Source organism: Brevibacillus sp. FIR094 (assembly GCF_050477165.1).
GTDB lineage: Bacteria > Bacillota > Bacilli > Brevibacillales > Brevibacillaceae > Brevibacillus.
Genome location: NZ_JBEAES010000006.1, coordinates 158,599 through 182,132 on the forward strand (window position 1 = coordinate 158,599; position 23,534 = coordinate 182,132).

Here is a 23,534-nt window from a genome sequence, read left to right on the forward strand (position 1 = left end):
TAACATACATTTTTATTTACTATTTATTTTATATAAGGAGTGAACTTGTTTATGTCTACCTTACCGAACTGGGCGAGTTTATACCTTCAACGTCTACAGCTAGACCGCAAGTCCCCCAGCTCTCTTATCTCAGTCAGCTCTGTCGCGCGCATCTACAGACCTTTCCTTATGAAAATGTAAGTAAGCTGCTCTTCTTCCGTGACGGAAAACATAAGGTACCGACCCCTGAGGAATATGTACACAATGCGATCCACTATAACTTCGGCGGCACATGCTATACCAATAACCACAGCTTTCTCGCACTGCTTCGCACCCTTGGATTCTTCGGTCAGCTCATCTTGCCAGGTGGTGGGCATGCTGCCATCTTGATCGATGGTCCAAACACAGGAGAAACACCCGTCTATGTGGATACGGGGGCTACCGCTCCTATCTTTGAGCCGATTCATTTTCTGGAAGACGGGAACCATGCCAGGCCATTCGGCGCTGTTTCGATGGATTTGACCAAAAGTCCCGATCATCCTGAACACTATCGCTTTACGCGATATGAAAACGGAAAAGTGGCACTTCCCCCGTGGGATTTTCATCCGGATGAACGAAAAGAACTGTCCGACTTGTCGGAAGTCATCCGCGCCTCTTTTTCACCAGACGCCTTCTTTTTGAATCGACTTCACATACATCGTTTTCAGCTGGAGCAAGATCGCTTCGTGCTCCTCAAAAACAACACTCTCCACATCGGTTATTCAGATGGCACAGGCCAGATAACACCCCTCCACACTGTCTCTGATATAGAAGCTGCCGTAGCCGATGAAATGCAATTGCCACTTCTCCCTGTTCGCGAGGCGGTAGAAATCCTGCTCGACCGTGGAATTGATATTTTCACTGTCACTAAAAAAGAAGAAGTCCCACTTGAGAACTAAACTCTCGATCCTCCTACCATTTGCTAATATCTGGTTGACAATGATAATATTTCTCAATAATATGGAAAAGTAGGGAAATGGGATATAAGGAGTGTCGCACTTCATGATGATGGAGATAAAAACATACGTCGTTCAGGAAGGTCATTCTGACAAAATTGTACAAGGCTTTAGCGAGCCTGGTGCTGTTGAGAAGGCTCCTGGTTTTGTAGATTTGAGCGTGCTGGTTCAAAAGCCACGCAAAGGTGAAGAAGAAGTGGTCGTCATAATCCGCTGGGAATCAAAAGAAGCATGGAAGCAGTGGGAGCTGAGTGATGTTCATCTGGCAGGTCACCGCGAAGCGCGCGAAGAAAAAACACCTGAGTGGTACATTAGCGGCAATACCGGCCATTACGAGCTGAAAGCGAAAAAAGAACCGCAGCCTTCTTAAATACAAACAAACCAGCCCAGACCTTGGAAAAACTCCGATCAATCTAGGCTGGTTTTTTATTTTCCTCTATCCTTTTCCAAACCGTATTTCTCCATCTTCCGGTACAAGGTCGACAAGCTGATTTGCAGTTCATTGGCAATCGCGGCTTTGTCCTGTCCATACTTGCCTGCGTTCAAGTAGCGCTGGAGAATGGAGCGTTCATAATCTGCCACCAGCTTTTCCAATCCCAAATCGCTGCCTACTGTCGTCGATTCATCCTCGAACAGCAAATACTCAGGAAGCTCTTCGTTGCCGATGACTTGCCCCTCTGCCATATTGACCATATACTCGACGGCATTTTCTAGCTGACGAATATTTCCCGGCCATTCGTATGTTTGTAGTCGTTGGACGAGCTGGGCTTCGAGCTCCAGTCTGCCTTTTTGCAGCAACGTCCCGTACCGATACAGAAAATGCTGTAGGTAAAGCGCGATATCCTCCGTGCGTTCGCGCAACGGCTTTAATCGCAGGGGGATAACATTGAGTCGATAATACAAATCCTCGCGAAACGTTCCTTCCCTGACCATGCTCTCCAAATCTCTGTGTGTAGCAGCAATGACACGTACATCCACCCCTAGCGTCTTCACGCCGCCTACCCGATCTACCGTTTTCTCCTGAAGGACGCGCAGCAGCTTGGGCTGTAGAGACAACGGAATATCGCCTACTTCATCCAGAAAAATCGTTCCCTTGTGGGCCAATTCAAATTTCCCCGGCTTCCCTTCGCGTCTGGAGCCTGTGAATGCGCCACCTTCGTACCCGAACAATTCGCTTTCTAACAAGGTTTCGGGAATCGCCGCGCAATTGACTGCAATAAATGGATGTCTACTGCGTCCACTTTCACAATGAATAGCTTTTGCCAACAACTCCTTGCCCGTTCCGCTTTCTCCCCGGATCAAAACAGTGGAAATGCTGTTCGTCACTTTTTTCGCTTTGGCAATCACATCACGCAAGCCTGTTTCTGCCCCAATCAGCTGGGCGAAATACACCGGATGAACCGAGGCCTGCGGCATTTCCTCCTGAATGTTACAGCTCTTCTCCCGCTCCGCATCGAGTTCTAGCAGCTTGTGCTCAATCAAGGAACTCGTATGCTGCAAAAACGGCATCCATTTTTCCGAATGGTGCAGCATTTTTTCTTTTTGTTCGGGGGAAAACCCGATAATTCCGATGACCCCTACCGTCTTCTCCCGTTTGTGCACCGGAAATCCAATCGTCGCTAGCTCTCGGCATTGCTGTAAAAACTTGCAATTGCCACACTCCGACTCGTTCTTTTTCATGTCAAAAATCATTCCCGGCTGTCCGGTTTGCAGGATCATTCGGAAAAACGATCCCTCCGGCGCTGGCAACCCAATCAACTCCTGATAGTAGCCGGTTCCGCTCACACGTATCCCTTGTTCATCCAGGATGGTAACATCGAGTCCCAGTACCTTGGAAATATTGTCGGCGTACGATTGAATGAATTCCTCGATCCGGGAAAACTCTGTCATGCCCAATCCTCCAGTTCCACGTTCCTTTATCCCTTGGACACTGCCACCATTGGCAGACTAGCTAGCGCCTGCTCCATATCCGCGATGATATCCTCCACATCCTCCAAGCCCGTCGATAAGCGAATCAGACCATCTGTAATGTTGAACTTGATCCGCTCAGAGGCAGGGATCGAGGAATGGGTCATCGAGGCAGGATGCTGTACCAGTGTCTCGGGATCTCCTAAACTAAACGATATCATAGCCAAGTGCAGAGCGTTAATGAAAGATTTGGCTGCCTCGTAGCCGCCCTTTACTTCGAAGGAAACGATCCCGCCCATTCCGGCCATTTGCCGTTTGGCCAGCTCATGCTGTGGATGCGAAGGCAGACCAGGGTAGTAGACGTGCGAGATTGCTGGGTGCTGCGCCAAAAACTCTGCCACTGCCTGCGCGTTTTTCCCATGCTGTCTGACACGCAAGCCGAGTGTTTTCAGCCCACGCAAGATCAAGAAAGCATCCCAAGCATTCAAATTCTGTCCCAAGTCTCCCATGACGTTTTTGCGCATGAATTGGATATGTTCCTGCTTCCCGACGATGAAGCCCGCGATGACATCGCCATGTCCGTTCAAATATTTGGTGGCGCTATGCACGACGACATCCGCCCCCAGCTCAAGCGGTCGCTGCAAATACGGCGTTAAGAAGGTGTTGTCGACGATTACCACAATGCCATGAGCGTGCGCCAAACGTGACAACGCTGAGATATCTAAAACAGTCAGGCACGGGTTCGAGGGTGTTTCAATGTACAGGACTTTTGTATTTGGTAAAAAAGCTCTCTCGACTGCCTGCAAATCGGTGCAATCGACGAAGTCCGTCACAATGCCATAGCGCGGGGCCATTGTGGTCAGAAATTTGTAGCTCCCCCCGTACACATCTCGCGTACACACCACATGATCACCCTGCTTCAAAAAGGCGAGCAAAGCCCCTGAAATAGCTGCCATCCCACTGCTTACGCCCAAGGCAGCTTCGCCATTTTCCAATGCGGCGATTTTTTGCTCCAAGGTGGTGATGGTAGGGTTGCCGTATCTTCCGTAGTACGTTCCTTCCCGCTCTCCAGCCACGCATGCCGCTGCGGAGTCTGCATCTGGAAACGCGTAGGCCACGGCAGGCACCACCGCAGATACGACTGCTCCTGTTTTTTGGCAAGGCGTTTGTGCTGTATGAATAATGGAGGTGTCCATCTTCCACTTGTTTGTCGTCATTTCTCGTCTCTCCCTTTGGTTTGTGCTGTTACCAAAGGGTATAGCAAGGAGCGTGCCAACGTGAGAAACCGCATCATTCCAGCGCATTTCCCTTTTTGTGCTCATAGACTTTCGCAAGCATGCAAATGAACTTTTTCAGATCCACGAGAAAAAAGCCGTTAGTTGCCCCAACGACTTTTCGCATAGTTGCAATTGCGTTTTGCATAACTAGAAAAACAGCTTATACGAGCATGCCGCCCGCGCTTTTCCTGTATTTCAAAATGCCTTCTGCTGCTCGATAGGAGAGAGCACCCATCGTTCCCGTCGGATTGTAGCCGCTATTGTGCGCAAAGGCAGAGGCTCCGACGACAAATACGTTTTCCGCATCCCACATCTGCAAGTAGTTGTTAACGGCCGAGGTTTCTGGAGAGGCTCCCATGATGACGCCACCTGTATTGTGGGTCGATTGGTATGGTGTGATATCGTAGGGGCCGAGCTTGCGGTTGATTTCGAGCTTCTCGTTCGCACCCATTTCTTTCACAATTTCCGCACACTTATCTGCACAAAAAGCCGCCAGCTCCCTGTCCTGATCGACGAAATCATACGTAATGCGCATCAACGGATCACCAAATGCGTCCTTGTACGTCGGGTCCAGATCAAGGAAGTGCTGTCGAAATGGCATCGAAGCTCCTTGGGCGCCTACGGATATGAACCGATTCGTGTATTTGATCGATGCAGCCTTGAAATCCTTGCCCCAGCTAGGCGTCCCCGGTGGCACCTTGTTCGTTCCGATTGGTCGGAAGCCAGTTTGTGTGACAGCGATATTCGCCCCATGGATAAATTTCAAATCGGCGTGATCGAAGTTATCACCGTTGTAGTCATCCAAACACATTCCCAACGATCCTGCGCCTGCAAAATTGTTAAACTCCTTGTCGTCGAAGAAGCCGACCGCGCCTCCTCTCATGACCTGGTAGGCGTAGTTTTTACCGATTACGCCTTTTCCCGTTGCTGGATCATACGGTTTCCCCAGCTTGGACATGAGCAGGATTCGCGCGTTGTTGAATACATAACTGGTCATCACCACAATATCGGCGGGCTGTTCGAATTCCTCCCCTGTCGTGACGTCCGTATACAAGACGCCTGTCGCCTTGTTCCCTGTATGTAAAATTCTGCGGACATGGGAATGCGTGCGAATTTCAAACTTCCCTGTCTTCTTCGCTACCGGGATTACCGTCACCACTGGATCGGCTTTTGCTCCGTACTCGCAACCAAACCTTTCACAGAAGCCGCAGTACTGACAAGCTGCCCGAGCCACCCCGTCTGGATTGGTATACGCTTGCGAGAGATTTGCTGATGGAAGGATGTATGGATGCAGGTTTTTCTTTTTCGCCGCATCCGCAAACATTTTCATACTCGGTGTCGTACGCATCGGAGGTATCGGATAAGGACTGGAGCGTTTTCCCCCCAACGGATTCTCCTCGCCTGCGATTCCCGCCATCTTTTCAAACTTATCGAAGTACGGCTCCAGTTGATCGTAGGTAATACCCCAATCCTGGATCATCATTCCCTCTGGAATTTTCTTTGCCCCATATCGTTCAATCGTCTTGGAGCGAATTTCGAAATCATACGGCAGGAAGCGGAAGGTCTGTCCGTTCCAGTGGATACCAGCTCCCCCGAGTCCTGTCCCGATCAAAAAGGAACCGTATGACCGCATGGGAAGCGCGCGAATGTTCATTTGACTGCGGAACGTGATCGTTTCCTTGGACAAATCTTGCATCATCTCGTATCGAAGAGCGTAACGCAATTCATCGTGTACCATGAAGTAGTCTTCGGTTTTGCGCTCCTTGCCTCGCTCTAGGCCCACTACTGTCAAACCTTGCTTGGTTAGCTCGGAAGCGATAATACCTCCTCCCCAGCCCACCCCTACGATTACGACGTCAACCTTGGGCAGCTTTTTGGCCATATGTACAGTCCCCCTTAATGTTGTTGATGATCCCGCAGACTTAAGGGAGCCATCTTCACAAACTCAGGCTTATCGATCAGCTGTGTATACGCCATCTGATTACCTGGGAAATTCTTCATTTTCCAGCCGTCCATATTTTTATTGCCTCCGTACAGAGGGTCTGCATAAACGCCTTCGATCGTACTGGCCCGCAGCATATTGAAAAAAGTACTCGCCGAAATGGTCGTCAATTTTACTTCATCGGTTTCAAAAGCCTTTAAAACAGCGTCCTGCTGATCCGCCGGGAGTTCATAAAACCGTTTTCCGTGGGTACTGTTACTGTAGTTGTTCATCTCTTGAAGGCCGATATCGAATATTTCCCTACGTTTCAACCTGCCCTGATAGCCCTGTGTGATCTCACCTGGAAAAAAGGGCGCTTGCATGTATTCTCGAGCATTAAAGCCCCAATCACCCGCTAGCTGGTGGTCAATGAAATAAGCGGCACCGAGTGCCTTCGCGCCTGGACCCAGCTCATCCTCAGGATAAATGCGCTCACAGGCGGCATCCGCCACCTTAAATTGCTCAGGCGTAAAAAACATGAGTGCCTGATTGTAATCGGCAGCAGGGGGCGGTGCTGCTGGCTGCGCCGGAGGTTCTGGTTTGCGGAGCAAGCTCCCTGCCACGCCACCCACCACCAAGCTTCCGAGCACCAGACCGGAGTTTTTCAAGAAGTTCCTTCGGGATACTGGCTGCTCCTTCACGTTGTTTGAATCTGCCAAATCTACCACCTCCAGTGATTTCCTTCCTTTGGTTTGTGCATTTTTTCCACAAGATACTCGTGATCACCGGAATTTTTTCCAACAAGCTCCACTCATAACTTCATGTCGCGAACAAAGGATAAGTTTATCTAGGTAGGAAAACTTGGAGGGATCGTGATGAAGCACTTCCACACATGGGTAGGAACCGTAGGGGTAGGGGCTGTACTTCTAATGACAGCTTGTATGAATCAGGCTGCTCCGCCTACGAAGCCGCATCCACCAGCACACACACAGTCCACCGTGCAAACGCCCAAAGGCGCAACTGTTATTCCAAGCGTGGATCGTGATAAGAAATTCACGACAAACGCTCACGGCCATACGTATAGCGGAATGGGCAATGCTCTCTACAGCACCATGGGCAGCTCACACTTGCACACGGGCGGTCCTTCTACAAAGCTGGAAGCCCAACTGAAGGCAGCGGGCGTTCACGGTGTTCAGGCATTGATCGTGAACGATGCCATCTACTTAGCCCCTTCTACTGCCAATGCACAATCGATCAATCAAATGGACCCGATGCAGTCCCATCTCATCAGCAATTACTCGGGAAGCTCCAGTCGAGGGCATGATGCTGCCCATACAAAATCAGGTAGCGGAACCGCAGGGACATTGGGTACGAGTGATCATCAGAACACATTCGCACAAGCACGCACCCAAATCGAGCGTATCTATGGAACGGATACACCTGTGAAGTTCGTGAGCTCAACAAAAGGCATCAAAGCGCTAGAAACGGTGAAAAAGCACATGAGAGATCAAAAGGATAAGCAAGCCATGGCAGAACAGCTGAACGTGCTCATGCGCGAAGCGAAGCGGTAAACAAAAAAAGGGACAAGCATACTCGCTTGTCCCTTCCTTATTTCGATAAAAAATCACGGATTTCGTTCACGGTCTCTTGCGGATGCGTCACCATCAGCAAATGTTGAGCTTCCGGTATCATTTTCACCTTGGCCTGCTTCACAATCCGCTGATAATTAGCGGCTGCCTGTCGATGAAACTGCTGCTCTTCCTTTGACAATAAGCTGTCGTCAGCTAGCAGTAATAGTACGGGGCATGTCAGCTGTCGGAACAATTCCGGTTGGCTATGGACAGTGTACTCTTGAAAATAGGCCGAGAACGCCTCCTTCGGCAAACGGTATCCGTAGCTGCCTTCTTCCCTTTTCAAAAGCTCGTCTCGCATCCAGCCCTCTGGCATCACTCTCGTACCATACCGCTCTGCGAACTGCCTTTCCGCTTCCTCTACGGAAGAAAAACGCGTGGTAGCCAGCCGCTCGACAACCTTTTCCCTATTGAATCCGGGCACTTCTCCCAAGGAATAATAGCCTCCATCCAGCAAAACGATCGACGCTACACGCTTGGGTTCGCGAATCGCAAGCATCTGGGCAGGCACAGCAGAAAAGGACGCTGCGACAACCGTCACTTGCTCGAGCTGTTCCGCATCCAAAAGTTGAATCAAATCCGTTACGATCCGCTCAAACGAAAAGGAACCATGGCTCACAGAATTCCCGTGACCACGGATATCTACCGCAATCACCCGATATCGCTCTGCCAATGCTGGCAGGATGGGAGCAAACAGCAGCTTGGTGTTGCGAATGCCATGCAAAAGCAGCAGGGCAGGTGCATCTGGCTTACCTGTTACGCCATACTCCAGTGTGCCCTCTTCTACCTGCAAACGATTGACCTGTGAAAACAATGCTTCGCTCATTTTTCCTGCCTCCTTACTAAATACGCCCCGGAATCAGCACGCCTATATGATCTGGATGTAGCCTGGCGATGTAAAACAGTGCGGCGACGATACATACACATGCCACGAGTGTGGATACTTCCGTTTTTTTTCATCGTTTGCTGCGGTAAAACTGATGCTGACTGTTACGCATGCGAAAGCCTTTGGCATCCAATGCATTAGCAATCAATTGTACACGCTTGAGTGAGTTGAAGATGAGCGGTACGAGCAAATAGCTGATCGAAAACGGAACACCAATCCCGCGAAGTCCCATCGCTATTTCTCTGGGCGAAGTCGAAAACACATAATACATGGACAATAACGCGACATTGCATATTGGATTTTTCGCAATTAATCAACAACCTTCGTCTAACGTCCTATTATTCACGAACCAAGATTATTTTTCATTCTGAAGAATCTTTCTGTATTCAACACCGTGAATATGCATAAGTATTTTTCTCTTTTCTAATACCTCAAAAAAATTCAACATATCACCAAATGGATTTTCAAAATGTTGAGTTAAGTGTTTAAAATTCTCAGTTGATTTCAAGAAGTCATAAAAAAAGCAGGGATCAACATTTCCAATATCGTCTGTATTCCCGAGAGAAACCTCCAATTTTTGTCCGGTGTCTAAATTTTCAAACATGCAGTGTTCTCCATGAACATCAAAGTACCAATTTCCGGTTAAATGTTCTTCATCGTTTAGTAATTCCGCATTTGAAATTAAGTAGTAACTTCCTTTTATTATCTCTGATTTTTCAGGCTGGTTCGTTTCCAATATTAATTTGTCGATGAGTTCTTGCGCAATTACTTTATAAGCGTCCATTGCTGCCAATAATTCATCTACCGTTTCTTTAGTTAGCAAGTTCATACATTACCACCTTCTATGCTATTTATATTTTTCAGATAAAATTGCCAGCGCTTGCAGCCTACTATCTCCATCCATCAAAACAGAGCCAACCAAAATCATAGGAAAGGCTTGCTCTAAAGTCACTCCTTCCAATGTTAACTTTAGCACCTTGCTGTCACACTTATTATGATGTAACCTTCTGGATATGTTCTGCTGCAAACTCAAGACCTCGCACATCTTCTCACTCGCTTTGTACTTCGTAACTTGTAACCCCATAAATTATCTGCCCGTTAGTTGAATAACTGGCGTCAGTCTACAACTTTATTTTACAGTCTACAACTTTATTTTTACGGAACACTAGTAGTCAAATATTTGAGATAACTAAATAAAGGAGTTATCATGGGACAATATTTAGTCAGAGAAAGCACGAGAGATGAAGCTGATTTTATTGAGCAAAGAATCGTTGAATACAATGAATCGAATGTTCCGTTTGAACTGACCATTCCTTTTTCAAAAATCAATAAACACGTTCGTGATGAAGATGGCACTATCATTGCAGGAATAAACTGTGTGTACTATTCTTGGAGATGTTTGTACATTGATGCTTTATGGGTCAGAGATGATATGAGAAAGAACGGATTGGGAAGCAAGCTTCTTCTTGAAATTGAAAACACAGCTAGGGAGTATGGAATTCATTTGATTCATTTAGATACTTTTGATTTTCAAGCAAAGGACTTTTATGTAAAAAACGGGTACGAGATACATGGTGTACTCGATGATTGCCCTCTTTCCCATCAAAGATTTTACCTACAGAAGAGAATTGATTAGCAGTCTAATCTGCCGCAAAAAATAGCCCCACATCCAGTAATGGGTGTAGGGCTATTTGGGTTCCACATGTTACTCCTCAAACTTTACTATTTCCAAATTGGTTTTTTTGACCTTCACCAAGTACAACAAATAGATCAGTCCGACAAAGCTCCATAGCAAGCCTAGCATCATGGACGTTGTTTCGAGGTTGACCCACAGAAAGGCAATAAACATCGCCCCGATAAAGGGCGACAACACGAAGCCCCACCAATCCTTGATATGCTTGTTCTTTTGTTTGCGGAAATAGTACGCCATTACGCTGATGTTCACAAAGCTAAAGGCGATCAGTGCGCCGAAGTTAATAAAGGAAGTTGCCGTTAACAAATCCATATACAAAGCGATCAGCATCAACGCTCCGACCAGTAAGACGTTAAGCAAAGGAGTTCTCAGCTTTGGATGTACATAACCGAACCAGCGTCGCGGCAAAAATCCATCTCGTCCCATTGCGTACAACAAGCGTGTCACGCTTGTGACTGATACAAGCCCGGATGCTAGTGTCGAAGACAACGCTGCCGCCAAAAACACCAATTGAAAGATCGTCCCACCGATAAACAAAGCAATCTCCGCAGAGGCCGCTTCTGGATCAGACAATACCGAAACATCAGGGAATAATGATTGCATGAAATAAGATGCTGTAATAAACAACGCTCCTCCTGCGAGTGCTACGAGCATAATCCCGCGAGGAATCGTCTTTTTCGCATCGACGGTTTCCTCCGTTAGCGTGGTTACTGCATCAAAGCCCAGGAAGGAAAAGCAAAGAATCGACGCACCGGAAAGCAGTGCAATGACAGACATATCCGGTGACAAAAATGGACGCAGGTTGAATACTTGCCCAAGCCCGTCACCTTGCATAAGACCACGGATGGCCAATCCCGCAAATAACAGGACGACCACGACTTGAAACAGTACCAGAATCGAGTTAACGGATGCGGTAACCGTCACGCGAAATACGTTTAGTCCCGTCACCAAAACAATAAAACCAATAATCCACCATGCCGTCGACACGTCAGGAAACACGGACGATAGGTATACCCCCGTCAACAAGGCATTAATCATCGGTAAAAACAAATAATCCAGCAAGGACGCCCATCCTACCAAAAATCCTGCATAGGGATGAATCGTTTGTTGCGTATACGTGTACGCGGTACCTGCTGAAGGGAATAGCCGTACCATCTTTCCGTAGCTTGCCGCCGTAAACAGGATCGCAAGAAGTGTGACTGCATAAGCAGCAGGAACGTGCCCCCCCGTTTCTCCAGAAACAATGCCAAAGGTGTCAAAAACGGCCATCGGGGCCATGTAGCCCAGTCCAATTACGACAATATGTCGCAACTTCAAACTACGTGTTAGTTCTGCTCTCCCGTTCACTGCCTGTCCCCCTTTTTGTAACAGAATAATTATACACGCTGTTTTATAATCACGGAAGAAAAAAGCGCTGCTGCACACGGGTTCTCCATGCACAGCAGCGCTCGATTTATATGAGTATTTCCTATGCTTTTGGCAGTTCAAAGGAACTCTTCAACGATACAATTCGGTTGAATACGAGCTTATTATCTGTCGTATGCTTCGGATCGACATTGAAATAGCCATGACGGAAAAATTGATACTTGTCTTGTAGCTTGGTTTCTTTCATATTTGGCTCCACATAGCCTTGCAGCACTTCCAACGAGTTCGGGTTAACGTTGTCGAGGAATGTGCCCTCTGCGTCTTCATCATCCATAATCAAAGGCTCGTACAAACGGAATTCAGCAGGAAGCGCATTGGTTGCATCCACCCAGTGAATCGTCCCTTTTACCTTGCGACCTGTAAAACCGCTGCCGCTCTTCGTCTCAGGGTCATACGTGCAATGGATCTCGATCACGTTGCCATCTGCATCCTTCACGACGTCATTGCATTTAATAAAGTACGCGTGCTTCAGACGTACTTCATTTCCCGGGAACAAGCGGAAATACTTGCTCGGCGGGTTTTCCATGAAGTCGTCCTGCTCAATGTAGATTTCGCGGGAGAATGGAATTTGACGATTACCCATCTCTAGGTTCTCTGGATTGATCTCCGCTTCGAGCATCTCGACTTGTCCTTCCGGATAGTTCGTGATGACGACCTTCAACGGATTCAAAACAGCCATCGTACGTGGTGCCTTCAGCTTCAGGTCCTCACGGATGAAATACTCCAGCATTTTCTCGTCAACCGTGCTGTTAGCGCGCGCTACCCCTACTTCACGAGCGAATGTACGAATCGCTTCCGGTGTATAGCCGCGACGACGGAAGCCTGCGATGGTTGGCATGCGCGGGTCATCCCAGCCGTCTACTACATTCTCATCAACAAGCTGTTTCAGCTTGCGTTTACTCATAACGGTGTTGGTCAGATTCAAGCGAGCAAATTCGTACTGGCGTGGTACACTATCCATTTCGCACTCGCGGACTACCCAGTCGTACAACGGACGATGATCTTCGAATTCCAGTGAACACAGGGAGTGTGTCACGCCCTCAATGGCATCCTCCAACGGATGAGCGAAGTCGTACATCGGATAGATGCACCATTTGTCGCCCGTGTTGTGATGCGTTGCATGGGAGATTCGATACAGAACCGGATCACGCATGGTGAAGTTCTGAGAAGCCATATCGATTTTCGCACGCAGTACCTTTTCTCCGTCCTTGAATTCGCCTTGGCGCATCCGTGCAAACAGATCCAGGTTTTCCTCCACAGATCGGTTGCGGAACGGACTATCTGTGCCTGGCTCTGTCCATGTTCCACGCATTTTACGCATTTCTTCGGGAGACAGATCGTCTACGTAAGCCAGACCTTTTTTAATCAACAGCACCGCACGGTTGTACATCTCTTCAAAGTAATCAGATGCAAAAAACAGCCCATCCCATTCGAAGCCAAGCCATTGAACGTCCCTTTTGATGGCCTCTACGTATTCGATGTCTTCCTTCACCGGGTTGGTGTCGTCAAAACGCAGGTTGGCCTTGCCAGAAAATTCTCGTGCCAACTCAAAATTGAGGCAGATCGCTTTTGCATGTCCAATATGAAGATACCCGTTCGGTTCTGGGGGAAAGCGGGTAATGATTTCCTTTACTTTGCCCTCTTGCAAGTCATCAATCATGATATTGCGGATAAAATTGGATGCCGCTACCTTGTTTTCCAATGAAATCAACCTTTCACTTCACCTTTACATTCCATAATACTGATTCTCTACCCAGAGTTCAACAAAATCGGGTCGTTGACCGACCCGCTCATGTCTTCCATTGCTGCCCCGTTTGCCATTGTGGCCTGTAATACAGATGAATGACAGAATCAATAGCTAAGCGCTGCTCCGTGATCCCATGAATCGTTTCGAGATGCTTCGAGGAAATCAGATGCAGCAAAGGCTGTTCAACATGATTGAAACGTTGGAATGCTTCTGAAGCAATCCGATCCCACTGTGGGTAATACCGAAGCAAGTCATCGGGCATCACCCTGGAGCGGTCCGTATCGGACTCGGGGAAACAATCAAAAGGTTCATCCAGATTTAACGTTCCATAATCATCAGTCAGCTCTTCACCTGAGGAAATATCCCGTGCAGCCAATTCCATATCATACATGGTCGGCACACAATTCGCATGAAAGCTGTGGTTCACGTACCTCGCCTTATCCCAACAAAGAATGTACTTGCCGAACTGGTTCTTGAATGAATATTTTTGCACGTCCTGTTTTCGTAATGAATCAAGTTTTTCCACAAATGCAGGGTCCAATACCTGGTCCAAATTATCCTGTGCCCATACAATCGTTCCTTTTGGGATAAACCTTGTCGCAAACACACCGTACCCGATCTCATCGTTGATATAGCGCAATTCTGTATCGGGATGCATCATGGTTTTTGTTTCACTCCTTGGCGAATGTGCCTTTTTATCATCATAAGCAGTTCAGCCCCAGGAGGTGTTCGAATGTCTGCGAAAAACACCCTTCCCCATAGCATTCCTGACTATTTTTCTGGATTAAAATATTTTCTTATTTACCACAAATGGTAAATAGTCTATATTATTGGCAAACGGAGTTTTAGGAACTTTTTCCCACAACGATCGAATCAATTTATGTGTCAATTTTCTACTTCATCCATTGATATCGAAACGGCAAACCCGGGGAAATCCGGCGACGCAAAGCTATAGGGGCTAACTCCGCAACAGCGGACACGCCTGCCAGCTACCGAAGTATTGATGTAGGACGAGACCAATGATCCTATATCATTGGTCTTTTTTTGTGCTCATAATGTCTATTTTTGTCTATTTTTGTATGTTTGTGTATTTTTGACTTTTGAAGGAGGTGAGGCAACAGCGGATAGCCGGTTTAATGAATCATTATTTTATTCATCATGAAGGAGGTTTCATAGGAATGTCATTCTGGAAGAAACTCTCGACCGTCGCGCTGACTGCTGTCATCGGGGTATCAACATTCTCTGGGGTACAAGCTGCTAACCGTCCAACAACGATGTCACCGAACGCAATGGTGACGACTCCTCACTATCTGGCTACGGCTGCGGCCCTGAAGACATTGGAAAACGGTGGAAATGCAGTAGATGCTGCTATTACAGCCGCTTCCACATTAGCTGTCGTCTATCCTCACTACACAACCATTGGTGGAGATAACTTCTGGCTCATCTACAATGCCAAAACAAAAGAGCTGAAGGCGCTGAACGGCAGTGGTCGCGCAGGCGAAAAGGCAACCATCGACTATTACAAAAACAAAAGCTACGAAAAAATCCCGTCCCGCGGTTATGAATCGGCCAACACTGTCCCTGGTGTCGTCTCCGGCTGGTGGGAGGCGTACAACTACGCCCATAAAAGCATGGGCAACAGTAAGCTTCAATGGAACAAATTGCTGGAACCTGCCATTGGATACGCCGAGAATGGATATCCAGTCTCCCCCAACCAAGTATATTGGACGAAATACGCGACAGATCCAACTGACAATGACTTGAAGAACCTTCAACGTTTCGATGGATTCCGTAAAACATTCCTGAAGCCCAACGGCGATCCCTATGCAGCAGGTGAAATTCTCAAACAAAAAGATCTTGCCAATACTTTGCGTATCATTGCGAAAAAAGGCGCTGACGGTTTTTATAAAGGAGAAGTTGCTAAAAAAATCGTAGCAGACATGCAAGCAAACGGCGGATTGCTCACGTTGAAAGATTTTGAGAAGCACACCTCCACTTGGGCAGATCCAATTTCGGTAGACTACCGCGGTTATAAAGCGTACAACGTTCCGCCTAACTCCCAAGGCATGGCATCGCTCTCTATTCTTAATGTTTTGAACAACTTTGACCTCAAAAGCATGGGCGAAGGAACACCCGATTACTATCACACGATTGTGGAAGCTACCAAACAGTCTTTTGCTGACCGTGACAAATGGCTGACTGACCCTGCCTTTGTGGATATCCCTGTGGATGAGCTGTTGTCCAAGCAGCACGGGAAAGATTTAGCTGCGCGCATTGATATGAAGCAAGCCGCCAAATCCGTAGAACCGCTTGATCCAAAAGGCGATACAACCTGGTTCGGGATCGTCGACAAAGATGGAAATGCAGTGTCCATCATTCAGAGTCACTATTTTGACTGGGGTTCCGGTATCGTAGCGAAAGATACGGGCATCCTTTTGCAAAACCGCGGAAGCTATTTCTCTTTGGATTCCAAACACATCAATCACTTGGAACCAGGAAAACGCACCTTCCACACCATTAACCCAGCAATGCTCTTTAAAGGGGACAAGCCTTATCTTCTCTACGGAACACAAGGGGGAGAAGGACAACCGCAAACGCAAGCCGCTCTCGTCACACGTATCGTCGACTTTGGTTTCAGCGTGCAAGACGCAATCGAAGCGCCAAGATGGCTACATGGACGCAACTGGGGATCTGCTTCCAACAATCTCAAGGTGGAAAGCCGCATCCCTCAAGAAGTCCTGGACGAGTTAATTAAGCGTGGGCATCCAGTCGAAAAGCTGGAAGCAGCCTATACCGATACGATGGGACAGTCCGGCGCAATCCTGATTGACCCGCAAACCAATGTAAAATTTGGCGGTGCTGACCCTCGCGGTGAAGGCGCAGCAATGGGATATTGATATTTTGTCAGACTGCTGAGTTAATCTCAGCAGTCTACCTTTATTATATTTCCTTGTGGCAGACAGCTTTTCACAAAGAAAGAAATCTCTCAATCACTGATTAGGAGTGGGACAACCCTATGTTTTTGTTCAACAAACTCAGGAACAAAATGATCCTTTGGTTTCTCGTCGTGGCCGTCATTCCACTTACTGCCGTTTCGGTGTTTATCACGAACAGCTTTTCATCCATTCTGATTGATAAACAAAAATCCTCCTATGTTGACCTTACTTCCAGTACAGCCATAGCTATGGATCAATATCTGGACCGGCGTATGACAGAAATTCAGATTTTAGCCCGTACCTCGGATATTCAATCCGATGATGCAGTGGCAAAAAATGAATTTATCCGCAAGTTTACCGAGGAAATGAAACTGTATGACGGAAATACGTTTATCGCAAGCGACGGAAAAGTAACGGCTGATACGTTCCCCAAAAGCGTTGGAATCAATCTTGGCGAGCGCCAATTCTTCAAAGACGGTATGCAGGACAAGCCCAGCTTCTCCGATGTTCTTGTTGCGAAGACAACCGGCAATCGCTCTATCATCGTCGCCTCCCCTGTAAAAGCGAAAAACAATGAAAAGCTTGGTGTCTTGACCGGGCTCGTCAATGTAGATGACTTCACAGCTACCTTTCTCCAGAATTTGAAAGTAGGCAACGATGGGTATCCGATTCTCGTTGATAACAAGGACCAGATTCAGTACCATCCTACCCAGGATCTGATTGGAAAACCGCTTGAGGAATCCGCTCTGCCGCAACCATTAATGGAAATCCTTAAATCAGGAAAAACAGAAAAGGGCTCATACAGCTACTCGGACAATGGCAAGGAATACGTTGTTACCTATTCCCCCATTCCCAAGACCAACTTTGGTCTGTATCTGCATATCCCTGTCGAATCCATAACGTCTGCGGTTTCATCCGTTACCACCATGGTTACGATCATTGTCATCATTGTTGTTGCTGTCGTGATCGCAATCGCATACGCTGTTTCCCGACAAATCTCCCGCCCTATTGCAGCAGTTGCCTCTGTGGCTAACCGCATTTCCGAGGGTGAACTGACTGTACAACCCTTGCAGATTCAAACCAAGGATGAGGTTGGACAGCTATCCCAATCAGTAAACACAATGGTGCTCAACCTGCGAACGATTATTCAACAAGTAAATGATACAGCTTCAGATCTTGCTTCTTCAGCAGAGGAATTGTCGGTCAACTCCGACCATACGAGCAAGGCTACTGAGCAAATCGCAATAACGATTCAGGAAGTAGCTTACGGTGCGGAAAAGCAAGTGAAGAGTGTAGAGGAAAGTGTCACCGCAATTCAAGGGGTATCGACTGGGGCTCAGCGGGTTGCCACGAATGCACAGCAAGCTGCCGAATCAGCTTTGGACGCTTCCCAAATTGCCGTGGAAGGAAATCAGGTCCTTCAGGTCGTGATCAGCCAGATGCAATCGATCGAGAACACTGTTGGCAACATTGCCGATATCGTCAAACGATTAGGAAACAGCTCGCAGGAAATCGGACAAATCGTACAAGTCATCACCGCCATAGCTGAACAAACAAATCTGTTAGCACTTAACGCAGCTATTGAAGCGGCGAGAGCTGGTGAACAGGGGCGCGGATTCGCCGTTGTGGCAGACGAAGTGCGCAAATTAGCTGAGCAGTCCGCGCAATCAGCGCAACAGATCAAACTGTTGATTACAACGATTCAGCTCGAATCAAACCAGGCTGTCCTTTCGATGGAACAGGGCACCAAAGAGGTCGCCACTGGACTTACGGTCGTTAACAATGCAGGCAAGTCCTTCGAACAGATCCAAGATGCTGTCACGCAGGTGGCAAGCCAAATTCAAGAAGTAAAGGCTTACTCTGAGCAAATGTCTTTAGGCACCAAACAAGTGGTAGAATTGGTCACTGTCATTGAAGAAGTAGCGGAGAATTCTGCTGACGGAACACAAAGCGTGTCGGCCGCCACAGAAGAACAGCTGGCAGCTATGGAAGAAGTCAGTTCATCAGCAACTTCTCTGGCAAGAATAGCCGAAGAACTGCAATCTCATGTAAGCAAATTCAAGATATAGACAACGAAAACAAGAAAAGCCGCCTTGCATGTGCCCGGCGGCTCTTTCCTGCTTATGCTTACACAAACTCCCACATCCGGTCAGGATGGTTCGTGCAAATTTGTACCTGAGGATGCCACGAAATGACTTCGCAGATATGCTTTGGATCATCCAGCGTCCACGCGATGACTTGGAAGCCTTTTTCAATCGCGGCTACAGTTAGCTCACGCGTAAGAAACGGATATCCCATGGAGAGGATCGTAGCACCTGCTGCCTCCATCTGTTCCAGCATGAGTACAGGGCGGCCATACACAATCAGGCCTGTCTGCACTTCCTGGTCGAGCGTGCGAACGTGACGAATCAAATCGTGGTCAAAGGAAGTCAGGTGCACCTCTTGCTTCATTCCATGCTTTTCTACAAGCGCGAGCACCTTTTCAGCGATACCCGGGTACATGTCACTTGTTGCTTTCAACTCGATATTTAGCGTGCAGCGACCTTTTACTGCGGCCAGTACTTCTTCTAGTGTAGGGATTTTTTCGCCCGAAAACTTGTCGCCAAACCAGCTCCCTGCATCCAGTTCACGCAGCTCTGCCAACGTATGATCCATGACCAGACCGTGGCCATTGGTCGTGCGCTCCAGTGTGAAGTCGTGAATCAGCACCGGAACACCGTCACGCGTCAGTTGAACATCGATTTCCATTGCTTTGATAGCTGGCTCTGCCAAAGCCAGTCGAATCGCTGTCATTGTATTCTCCGGGGCTTTGCCTGACCACCCGCGATGTGCCATACAAATGTTCATTTCGCCAGCTCCTCTATCGCTTCGTTTCTGTTATTTTTTCAAAAGCTTGCTGCCTTTTTCCGTCGCCGCCTGCACCGCTTCATCTACTGTCGCTTGGCCAAGCATCGCACGTTGCAGTTCTTTTTGAATCACATCCTGCAATTCTTTGTAGCCTGGAGCCATTGGACGAGGATAGCCGTATTGCAGTTGATCTACCGCGACCTTGAAGTTTGGCTCTTTTTCATAGAATGCCTTCATTTCAGCCGAATCAATTGCTTCTGTCGTGACAGGCATATAACCGGAAGCGATTGACCACGGAACCGTTTGCTCAGTGTCGGTCATCCACTTCATGAACTCCCACGCTGCTTTTTTCTCTGCATCGGTCGACTTCGAAAGCATCACGAGATTCGCGCCGCCCGTTGGCGTACCAAACGTTTTATTGGCTGGCAGGAAGGCTGCACCCATGTCAAATTTGGCATTTTTCTTCAATTCCGTCAAGGAACCTGTCGAGGTAAAAATCATACCCACTTTTTGATTCAGGAAGTCTTGCTCCGCTACATCCCACGCATTGTAGTTCTCTCCTGGAGGGTTTTTCATAATGCCTTCCTTCACCATTTTGGACCAGAGCTCAAGCGGTGCTTTTCCTGCTTCGTTGTTGATCGTGAGCTCCTTGCCGTTCTCGCTCAGGATATTGCCCCCACCTTGGAAAACAAGCGCTTCGTAGAACCAGATATCAACAGGCGTCGAGAAGCCGTACCGGGTAATTTTGTCTCCTTCTTTTTTGCTCAGCTTTTGCGAGAAGCTAACGAGCTCATCCCATGATTTCGGGCCGTTTGGATCAAGTCCTGCTTCTTTTAACAAATCGCGGTTGATATACAGCAGTGGAGTGGAGCGGTTAAATGGCACTGCATACAGTTTGTCATTCCAGTAAGAGTTTTTCATGAGGCCTGGAATGTACTTCTTTTCATCCCCTTGCGAGTAAGGCGTCAAATCTTCCAAGACCTTTGCATCCGCAAATGCTGCGATCGAAGCGATCTCAACCATCGTGACATCTGGATTGTTGCCCGCTGCTACAGATGCCAGTACTTTGGAGTGGTTCTCTTGATACGCACCTTGGTAGGCTGGTTTGACGATAATATCTTTATGTGTTTCATTGAATTTTTTGACCATATCCTCAATAGTTTTCCCACGAACGCCACCCAACGCATACCAGAAATCAATTTGGACTGGGCCGCTGGATGCTGTAGACGCTGCTGGCTGAGAGGTGCTACCTGTACTTGCAGACTGTTCTTTACCCGATGATCCACATCCAGCCAAAACTCCTGACAAACCGATAGTCAATGCACATAGAATCGTTCCCGTCTTTTTCATGGAAAACATAGTTTGATTTCCTCCCTATTGTGATCTAATATTTGACTTCCTTTTATTATTTGGATTGGTAGATGAACGCTTTGATAATATGCCGTTGTGCCACGAAGAAAATCACGAGAATCGGTAGAATGAGGATCATGTTGCCCGCCATCATGACGTTCCACAAGGTTCCGCCGTCGGACATGTGCAAGCTGGATATTCCGATCGGCAAGGTGCGCACCTCGTCGCTGTTGGTCATAATCAGCGGCCAGAAATAGTCATTCCAGTGGTAAATAAAGCTGAATAGTCCGAAAGTGACCAGCACAGGCTTCGCCATCGGTACCATGATCGTCCACATGATCTTCCATTCGGACGCGTTGTCCAGACGTGCTGCCTCGATCACTTCATCAGGCACCTGCATGAATGCTTGCCTGAGCAGGAAGATTCCGAAAGCACTGGCTGCGTACGGCAGGATGAGCGACCACAGCGTATTGACGAGTCCCCACCCGCTCAATTGCACGTAGATCGGCAAAAAGATGACTTGTCCGGGAATCATCAAGACAATCAAGACAAGACCAAACAACAGATTGCGACCGGGAAACTTGTAGCGGGCAAAAGCGTAAGCCGCAGGCACCGCCGTCAAAAATTGCAGGATCAAAATCCCTACCGCAACCAGAATGCTGTTCCACGTATACATAAGGAACGGACCTGATTCCCACGCTTGGGCGAAATTGCTCCACTCCCACGTCTCAGGCAAAAGCGTCGGGGGAAATTGCCGGACCTCTGGCATCGTTTTGAAAGCAGTCGATGCCATCCACAGGAACGGAAACACAAACAGAAAAGCCACGATCAAAAGTCCAACCCATTCTACGGTCTTGCGTGAAGCCAAAACCACTCGATACATGCTGCTCCTCCTTTCTCACGAGTTCATCAACGATAATGCACGCGCTTGGACATCACCAGAAAATGCACAGCTGTTAAAATTCCTACCAGTATCAGCAAAATGACAGAGGCAGCCGAAGCAATTCCGCCATTGTAGAAGTCCATGCCCTGCTCGTATATGTAGTAGACAAGCATGTTCGTACTATTGATTGGACCACCCTGCGTCATAATGGCAATCGTGTCAAACGCTTGAAAGGATGAGATCGTATTGATAATGAGCAAAAAGAAAATCGTCGGCGACAGCATCGGTATGGTAATCCGTCTGAGCGTCCGCCACCACGGCGATTGATCGAGCGCTGCTGCCTCGTATATATCGCCCGGAATGCTTTGCAATCCTGCGATGAAAATGAGCGTGTTATAGCCGACACCTTTCCAAATGCTGACGATAATCAGTGACAGCAAGGAACTCTTCGGGTCAGTCAGCCATGTATACGCAGGTAATCCGACCGCTTCCAGTCCTGCGTTCAACAGGCCAAACTGCGGGTCCATCAGCCACATCCACAGCATCGAGACAGATACCAACGAAATGATGTGAGGACTGAAAACAGTCGCCTGAATAATGCCGTACACCCTTGCCTTTTTGTTCAGCCATAGTGCGAGCAGGAAGGATAGCGTCAGGCCAATCCCCACTGTCGCAATGGTAAAGACCGCGGTATTTCCCAAGACTTGATGAAAATCTCCGTCTACCATCAAGTCCTGGTAGTTTTGCAAGCCTACCCATTCCATTTGATCCAAATTGATCAATGACCAATCCTGAAAGCTCAAATATATGATCGAACCAATCGGGTAAAAGAAGAACAGGACAAAGCAAATCAATGCGGGTGCCAGATACAAGTACGGACGCAGTCGGGATGCGAGATCAGACCAGGCAAATGCCGACGGACGCACTTCTGTTTTCGACTGGCTTACACCCGGCAACTCCTGTACAGTTGCCGCTTTTCGCATCAGCTATCCCCTCCTGCACGTGTCGATACAGGCTCTCGTCCACTCATGCGACCCACTCGTTTTCCGCTCCCTTTTTCGAACACATATATGGACTCCCACGGTACAGTGATCGTGACTGAGGAGCCGACCTGCATCGCTACCTCCGAGTCCGCTTTGACGATGACCCTGCCTTTTTCCGTCTCGACATGAAGGAGCGTGTCTGAGCCGAGAATTTCTCTGGATACGACCTGACCTCGTGCGTTCCACATCTCTTCGCTCGTGATGGCAGAGACAGCAGCAGGCAACAACATTGCTTTTTCCGGGCGGAATCCCCATACGTGCTCACTCTTGCCCTCCGCAGAGACAATGTTCATCGCCGGAGAACCGATGAATTGGGCAACAAACAGATTTTCCGGCTCCTGATACAAATCCATCGGGGCGGCTACTTGCATAATGTGTCCGTCATTCATGACAACAATCTGATCGCCCATGGTCATCGCCTCGACCTGATCATGTGTCACGTAGATGAAGGTGCTGCCGAGCTGCTTGTGCAGGCTCGTCAATTCCACACGCATCTGATTCCGCAGCTTCGCATCGAGATTAGAGAGCGGTTCGTCCATCAGGAAGACCTTTGGCTTTTTCACCATAGCCCGAGCGAGTGCAACACGTTGCCTTTGACCCCCGGAGAGCTGAGAAGGCTTGCGCTTGAGGTAATCGGATAGCCCGACGATTTCCGCGATCTCCTCTACTAGCACCTGACATTCCTTTTTCGATGTACCGCGGTTTCTCAAGCCATAGGCGATATTGTCATACACGTTCATTGTTGGGTAGAGAGCGTAATTTTGAAAAACCATCGCAATATCACGCTTGCCAGGTGGCAATTGGTTCACCGTTTGATCACCGATCATGATTTTGCCGTCCGTCACTGTTTCCAAGCCAGCGATCATCCTGAGTGTGGTTGATTTCCCACAGCCGGACGGACCTACCAGAACCGTAAAGGAACCATCTGGAATGACCAAATCCAATCCTTTGACCACGCTTTGATTCTGAAAGGCTTTCGTTACCTGCTCCAACACCACACGTGCCATCTGTTC

The 23,534-nt window shown here is 48.1% G+C and carries 21 protein-coding genes, 1 pseudogene and 1 riboswitch; of the genes and pseudogenes, 7 read left to right on the top strand and 15 right to left on the bottom strand.

Annotated elements, in window-relative coordinates; all coding sequences use genetic code 11:
• Positions 1 to 80: 80 nt before the first annotated feature.
• The 3 genes and pseudogenes from ACQ5DJ_RS06840 to ACQ5DJ_RS06850 all read left to right on the top strand — a co-directional run.
• Positions 81 to 263, top strand: a pseudogene (locus ACQ5DJ_RS06840) (hypothetical protein); the annotation flags it as partial.
• Between the two features lie 102 nt (positions 264 to 365).
• Positions 366 to 917, top strand: coding sequence for a hypothetical protein (locus ACQ5DJ_RS06845; RefSeq protein ID WP_429841776.1), 552 nt, complete (start codon positions 366 to 368; stop codon positions 915 to 917).
• A 103-nt stretch (positions 918 to 1,020) separates the two neighbouring features.
• Complete coding sequence (locus ACQ5DJ_RS06850; protein ID WP_017252444.1) at positions 1,021 to 1,344, top strand: antibiotic biosynthesis monooxygenase family protein; 324 nt, start codon at positions 1,021 to 1,023, stop codon at positions 1,342 to 1,344.
• A gap of 56 nt (positions 1,345 to 1,400) precedes the next feature.
• Here the strand turns inward: ACQ5DJ_RS06850 and ACQ5DJ_RS06855 are convergent, their stop codons facing one another.
• The 4 genes from ACQ5DJ_RS06855 to ACQ5DJ_RS06870 form a co-directional block, all read right to left on the bottom strand.
• On the bottom strand, positions 1,401 to 2,864 hold the full coding sequence (locus ACQ5DJ_RS06855) for a sigma-54 interaction domain-containing protein (RefSeq protein WP_429841777.1): 1,464 nt from the start codon (positions 2,862 to 2,864) through the stop codon (positions 1,401 to 1,403).
• A gap of 26 nt (positions 2,865 to 2,890) precedes the next feature.
• Positions 2,891 to 4,099, bottom strand: a complete 1,209-nt coding sequence (locus tag ACQ5DJ_RS06860) for a trans-sulfuration enzyme family protein (RefSeq protein ID WP_429841778.1) — start codon at positions 4,097 to 4,099, stop codon at positions 2,891 to 2,893.
• Positions 4,100 to 4,319: 220 nt separating this feature from the next.
• On the bottom strand, positions 4,320 to 6,041 hold the full coding sequence (locus tag ACQ5DJ_RS06865; protein WP_429841779.1) for a GMC family oxidoreductase: 1,722 nt from the start codon (positions 6,039 to 6,041) through the stop codon (positions 4,320 to 4,322).
• 14 nt (positions 6,042 to 6,055) lie between these two features.
• Entirely contained in the window at positions 6,056 to 6,808 is a 753-nt protein-coding gene (locus ACQ5DJ_RS06870) for a gluconate 2-dehydrogenase subunit 3 family protein (RefSeq protein WP_429841780.1), read from the bottom strand.
• 147 nt (positions 6,809 to 6,955) lie between these two features.
• On the opposite strand from ACQ5DJ_RS06870, the gene ACQ5DJ_RS06875 reads away from it, so the two are divergent.
• On the top strand, positions 6,956 to 7,651 hold the full coding sequence (locus ACQ5DJ_RS06875; protein ID WP_429841781.1) for a hypothetical protein: 696 nt from the start codon (positions 6,956 to 6,958) through the stop codon (positions 7,649 to 7,651).
• 37 nt (positions 7,652 to 7,688) lie between these two features.
• On the opposite strand, the gene ACQ5DJ_RS06880 is transcribed toward ACQ5DJ_RS06875, so the two are convergent.
• From ACQ5DJ_RS06880 to ACQ5DJ_RS06890, 3 genes are all read right to left on the bottom strand, one after another.
• Complete coding sequence (locus ACQ5DJ_RS06880; RefSeq protein WP_429841782.1) at positions 7,689 to 8,537, bottom strand: alpha/beta fold hydrolase; 849 nt, start codon at positions 8,535 to 8,537, stop codon at positions 7,689 to 7,691.
• A 130-nt stretch (positions 8,538 to 8,667) separates the two neighbouring features.
• Positions 8,668 to 8,829: a hypothetical protein gene (locus ACQ5DJ_RS06885; RefSeq protein ID WP_429841783.1), complete on the bottom strand. Its 162-nt coding sequence runs from the start codon at positions 8,827 to 8,829 to the stop codon at positions 8,668 to 8,670.
• 123 nt (positions 8,830 to 8,952) lie between these two features.
• Complete coding sequence (locus tag ACQ5DJ_RS06890) at positions 8,953 to 9,426, bottom strand: DUF6896 domain-containing protein (protein ID WP_429841784.1); 474 nt, start codon at positions 9,424 to 9,426, stop codon at positions 8,953 to 8,955.
• A gap of 378 nt (positions 9,427 to 9,804) precedes the next feature.
• On the opposite strand from ACQ5DJ_RS06890, the gene ACQ5DJ_RS06895 reads away from it, so the two are divergent.
• Positions 9,805 to 10,233, top strand: a complete 429-nt coding sequence (locus ACQ5DJ_RS06895) for a GNAT family N-acetyltransferase (RefSeq protein ID WP_429841785.1) — start codon at positions 9,805 to 9,807, stop codon at positions 10,231 to 10,233.
• A 69-nt stretch (positions 10,234 to 10,302) separates the two neighbouring features.
• Here ACQ5DJ_RS06895 and ACQ5DJ_RS06900 read toward each other — a convergent pair whose 3' ends face one another.
• From ACQ5DJ_RS06900 to ACQ5DJ_RS06910, 3 genes are all read right to left on the bottom strand, one after another.
• Positions 10,303 to 11,637 carry an APC family permease gene (locus tag ACQ5DJ_RS06900; RefSeq protein WP_429841786.1) on the bottom strand — a complete coding sequence of 445 codons (1,335 nt, stop codon included), beginning with the start codon at positions 11,635 to 11,637 and terminating at the stop codon, positions 10,303 to 10,305.
• Between the two features lie 121 nt (positions 11,638 to 11,758).
• Positions 11,759 to 13,426, bottom strand: coding sequence for a glutamine--tRNA ligase/YqeY domain fusion protein (locus tag ACQ5DJ_RS06905; RefSeq protein ID WP_429841787.1), 1,668 nt, complete (start codon positions 13,424 to 13,426; stop codon positions 11,759 to 11,761).
• Between the two features lie 79 nt (positions 13,427 to 13,505).
• Complete coding sequence (locus ACQ5DJ_RS06910; RefSeq protein WP_429841788.1) at positions 13,506 to 14,123, bottom strand: SET domain-containing protein; 618 nt, start codon at positions 14,121 to 14,123, stop codon at positions 13,506 to 13,508.
• Positions 14,124 to 14,370: 247 nt separating this feature from the next.
• Positions 14,371 to 14,459: riboswitch (cyclic di-GMP riboswitch) on the top strand.
• A 181-nt stretch (positions 14,460 to 14,640) separates the two neighbouring features.
• Between ACQ5DJ_RS06910 and ggt the strand changes: the two genes are divergently transcribed.
• Positions 14,641 to 16,359, top strand: a complete 1,719-nt coding sequence (ggt, locus tag ACQ5DJ_RS06915) for a gamma-glutamyltransferase (RefSeq protein WP_429841789.1) — start codon at positions 14,641 to 14,643, stop codon at positions 16,357 to 16,359.
• 119 nt (positions 16,360 to 16,478) lie between these two features.
• A complete protein-coding gene (locus ACQ5DJ_RS06920; RefSeq protein WP_429841790.1) occupies positions 16,479 to 18,467 on the top strand; it encodes a methyl-accepting chemotaxis protein in 1,989 nt (662 codons plus the stop codon).
• 58 nt (positions 18,468 to 18,525) lie between these two features.
• On the opposite strand, the gene ACQ5DJ_RS06925 is transcribed toward ACQ5DJ_RS06920, so the two are convergent.
• From ACQ5DJ_RS06925 to ACQ5DJ_RS06945, 5 genes are read right to left on the bottom strand one after another with little or no spacing between them, the layout of a single operon-like run.
• Positions 18,526 to 19,245 (bottom strand): glycerophosphodiester phosphodiesterase, encoded by a 720-nt coding sequence (locus tag ACQ5DJ_RS06925; RefSeq protein WP_429841791.1) that lies wholly within the window; start codon positions 19,243 to 19,245, stop codon positions 18,526 to 18,528.
• A 30-nt stretch (positions 19,246 to 19,275) separates the two neighbouring features.
• Positions 19,276 to 20,604: an ABC transporter substrate-binding protein gene (locus ACQ5DJ_RS06930; RefSeq protein ID WP_429841792.1), complete on the bottom strand. Its 1,329-nt coding sequence runs from the start codon at positions 20,602 to 20,604 to the stop codon at positions 19,276 to 19,278.
• A 46-nt stretch (positions 20,605 to 20,650) separates the two neighbouring features.
• A complete protein-coding gene (locus ACQ5DJ_RS06935; RefSeq protein WP_429841793.1) occupies positions 20,651 to 21,478 on the bottom strand; it encodes a carbohydrate ABC transporter permease in 828 nt (275 codons plus the stop codon).
• Positions 21,479 to 21,504: 26 nt separating this feature from the next.
• Entirely contained in the window at positions 21,505 to 22,461 is a 957-nt protein-coding gene (locus tag ACQ5DJ_RS06940) for a carbohydrate ABC transporter permease (protein ID WP_429841794.1), read from the bottom strand.
• Complete coding sequence (locus ACQ5DJ_RS06945; protein WP_429841795.1) at positions 22,461 to 23,528, bottom strand: ABC transporter ATP-binding protein; 1,068 nt, start codon at positions 23,526 to 23,528, stop codon at positions 22,461 to 22,463. The genes ACQ5DJ_RS06940 and ACQ5DJ_RS06945 overlap by 1 nt, the downstream gene beginning before the upstream one ends.
• Positions 23,529 to 23,534: the final 6 nt, after the last annotated feature.

What these genes read in the sequence shown, in the direction of transcription:
- ACQ5DJ_RS06850 (WP_017252444.1), top strand. Translation starts at nt 1,021, where the DNA reads ATGATGATGGAGATAAAAACATACGTCGTTCAGGAAGGTCATTCTGAC.
- ACQ5DJ_RS06855 (WP_429841777.1), bottom strand. Translation starts at nt 2,864, where the DNA reads ATGACAGAGTTTTCCCGGATCGAGGAATTCATTCAATCGTACGCCGAC.
- ACQ5DJ_RS06860 (WP_429841778.1), bottom strand. Translation starts at nt 4,099, where the DNA reads ATGACGACAAACAAGTGGAAGATGGACACCTCCATTATTCATACAGCA.
- ACQ5DJ_RS06865 (WP_429841779.1), bottom strand. Translation starts at nt 6,041, where the DNA reads ATGGCCAAAAAGCTGCCCAAGGTTGACGTCGTAATCGTAGGGGTGGGC.
- ACQ5DJ_RS06875 (WP_429841781.1), top strand. Translation starts at nt 6,956, where the DNA reads ATGAAGCACTTCCACACATGGGTAGGAACCGTAGGGGTAGGGGCTGTA.
- ACQ5DJ_RS06880 (WP_429841782.1), bottom strand. Translation starts at nt 8,537, where the DNA reads ATGAGCGAAGCATTGTTTTCACAGGTCAATCGTTTGCAGGTAGAAGAG.
- ACQ5DJ_RS06885 (WP_429841783.1), bottom strand. Translation starts at nt 8,829, where the DNA reads ATGGGACTTCGCGGGATTGGTGTTCCGTTTTCGATCAGCTATTTGCTC.
- ACQ5DJ_RS06890 (WP_429841784.1), bottom strand. Translation starts at nt 9,426, where the DNA reads ATGAACTTGCTAACTAAAGAAACGGTAGATGAATTATTGGCAGCAATG.
- ACQ5DJ_RS06895 (WP_429841785.1), top strand. Translation starts at nt 9,805, where the DNA reads ATGGGACAATATTTAGTCAGAGAAAGCACGAGAGATGAAGCTGATTTT.
- ACQ5DJ_RS06910 (WP_429841788.1), bottom strand. Translation starts at nt 14,123, where the DNA reads ATGATGCATCCCGATACAGAATTGCGCTATATCAACGATGAGATCGGG.
- ggt (WP_429841789.1), top strand. Translation starts at nt 14,641, where the DNA reads ATGTCATTCTGGAAGAAACTCTCGACCGTCGCGCTGACTGCTGTCATC.
- ACQ5DJ_RS06920 (WP_429841790.1), top strand. Translation starts at nt 16,479, where the DNA reads ATGTTTTTGTTCAACAAACTCAGGAACAAAATGATCCTTTGGTTTCTC.
- ACQ5DJ_RS06925 (WP_429841791.1), bottom strand. Translation starts at nt 19,245, where the DNA reads ATGAACATTTGTATGGCACATCGCGGGTGGTCAGGCAAAGCCCCGGAG.
- ACQ5DJ_RS06930 (WP_429841792.1), bottom strand. Translation starts at nt 20,604, where the DNA reads ATGTTTTCCATGAAAAAGACGGGAACGATTCTATGTGCATTGACTATC.
- ACQ5DJ_RS06935 (WP_429841793.1), bottom strand. Translation starts at nt 21,478, where the DNA reads ATGTATCGAGTGGTTTTGGCTTCACGCAAGACCGTAGAATGGGTTGGA.
- ACQ5DJ_RS06940 (WP_429841794.1), bottom strand. Translation starts at nt 22,461, where the DNA reads ATGCGAAAAGCGGCAACTGTACAGGAGTTGCCGGGTGTAAGCCAGTCG.
- ACQ5DJ_RS06945 (WP_429841795.1), bottom strand. Translation starts at nt 23,528, where the DNA reads ATGGCACGTGTGGTGTTGGAGCAGGTAACGAAAGCCTTTCAGAATCAA.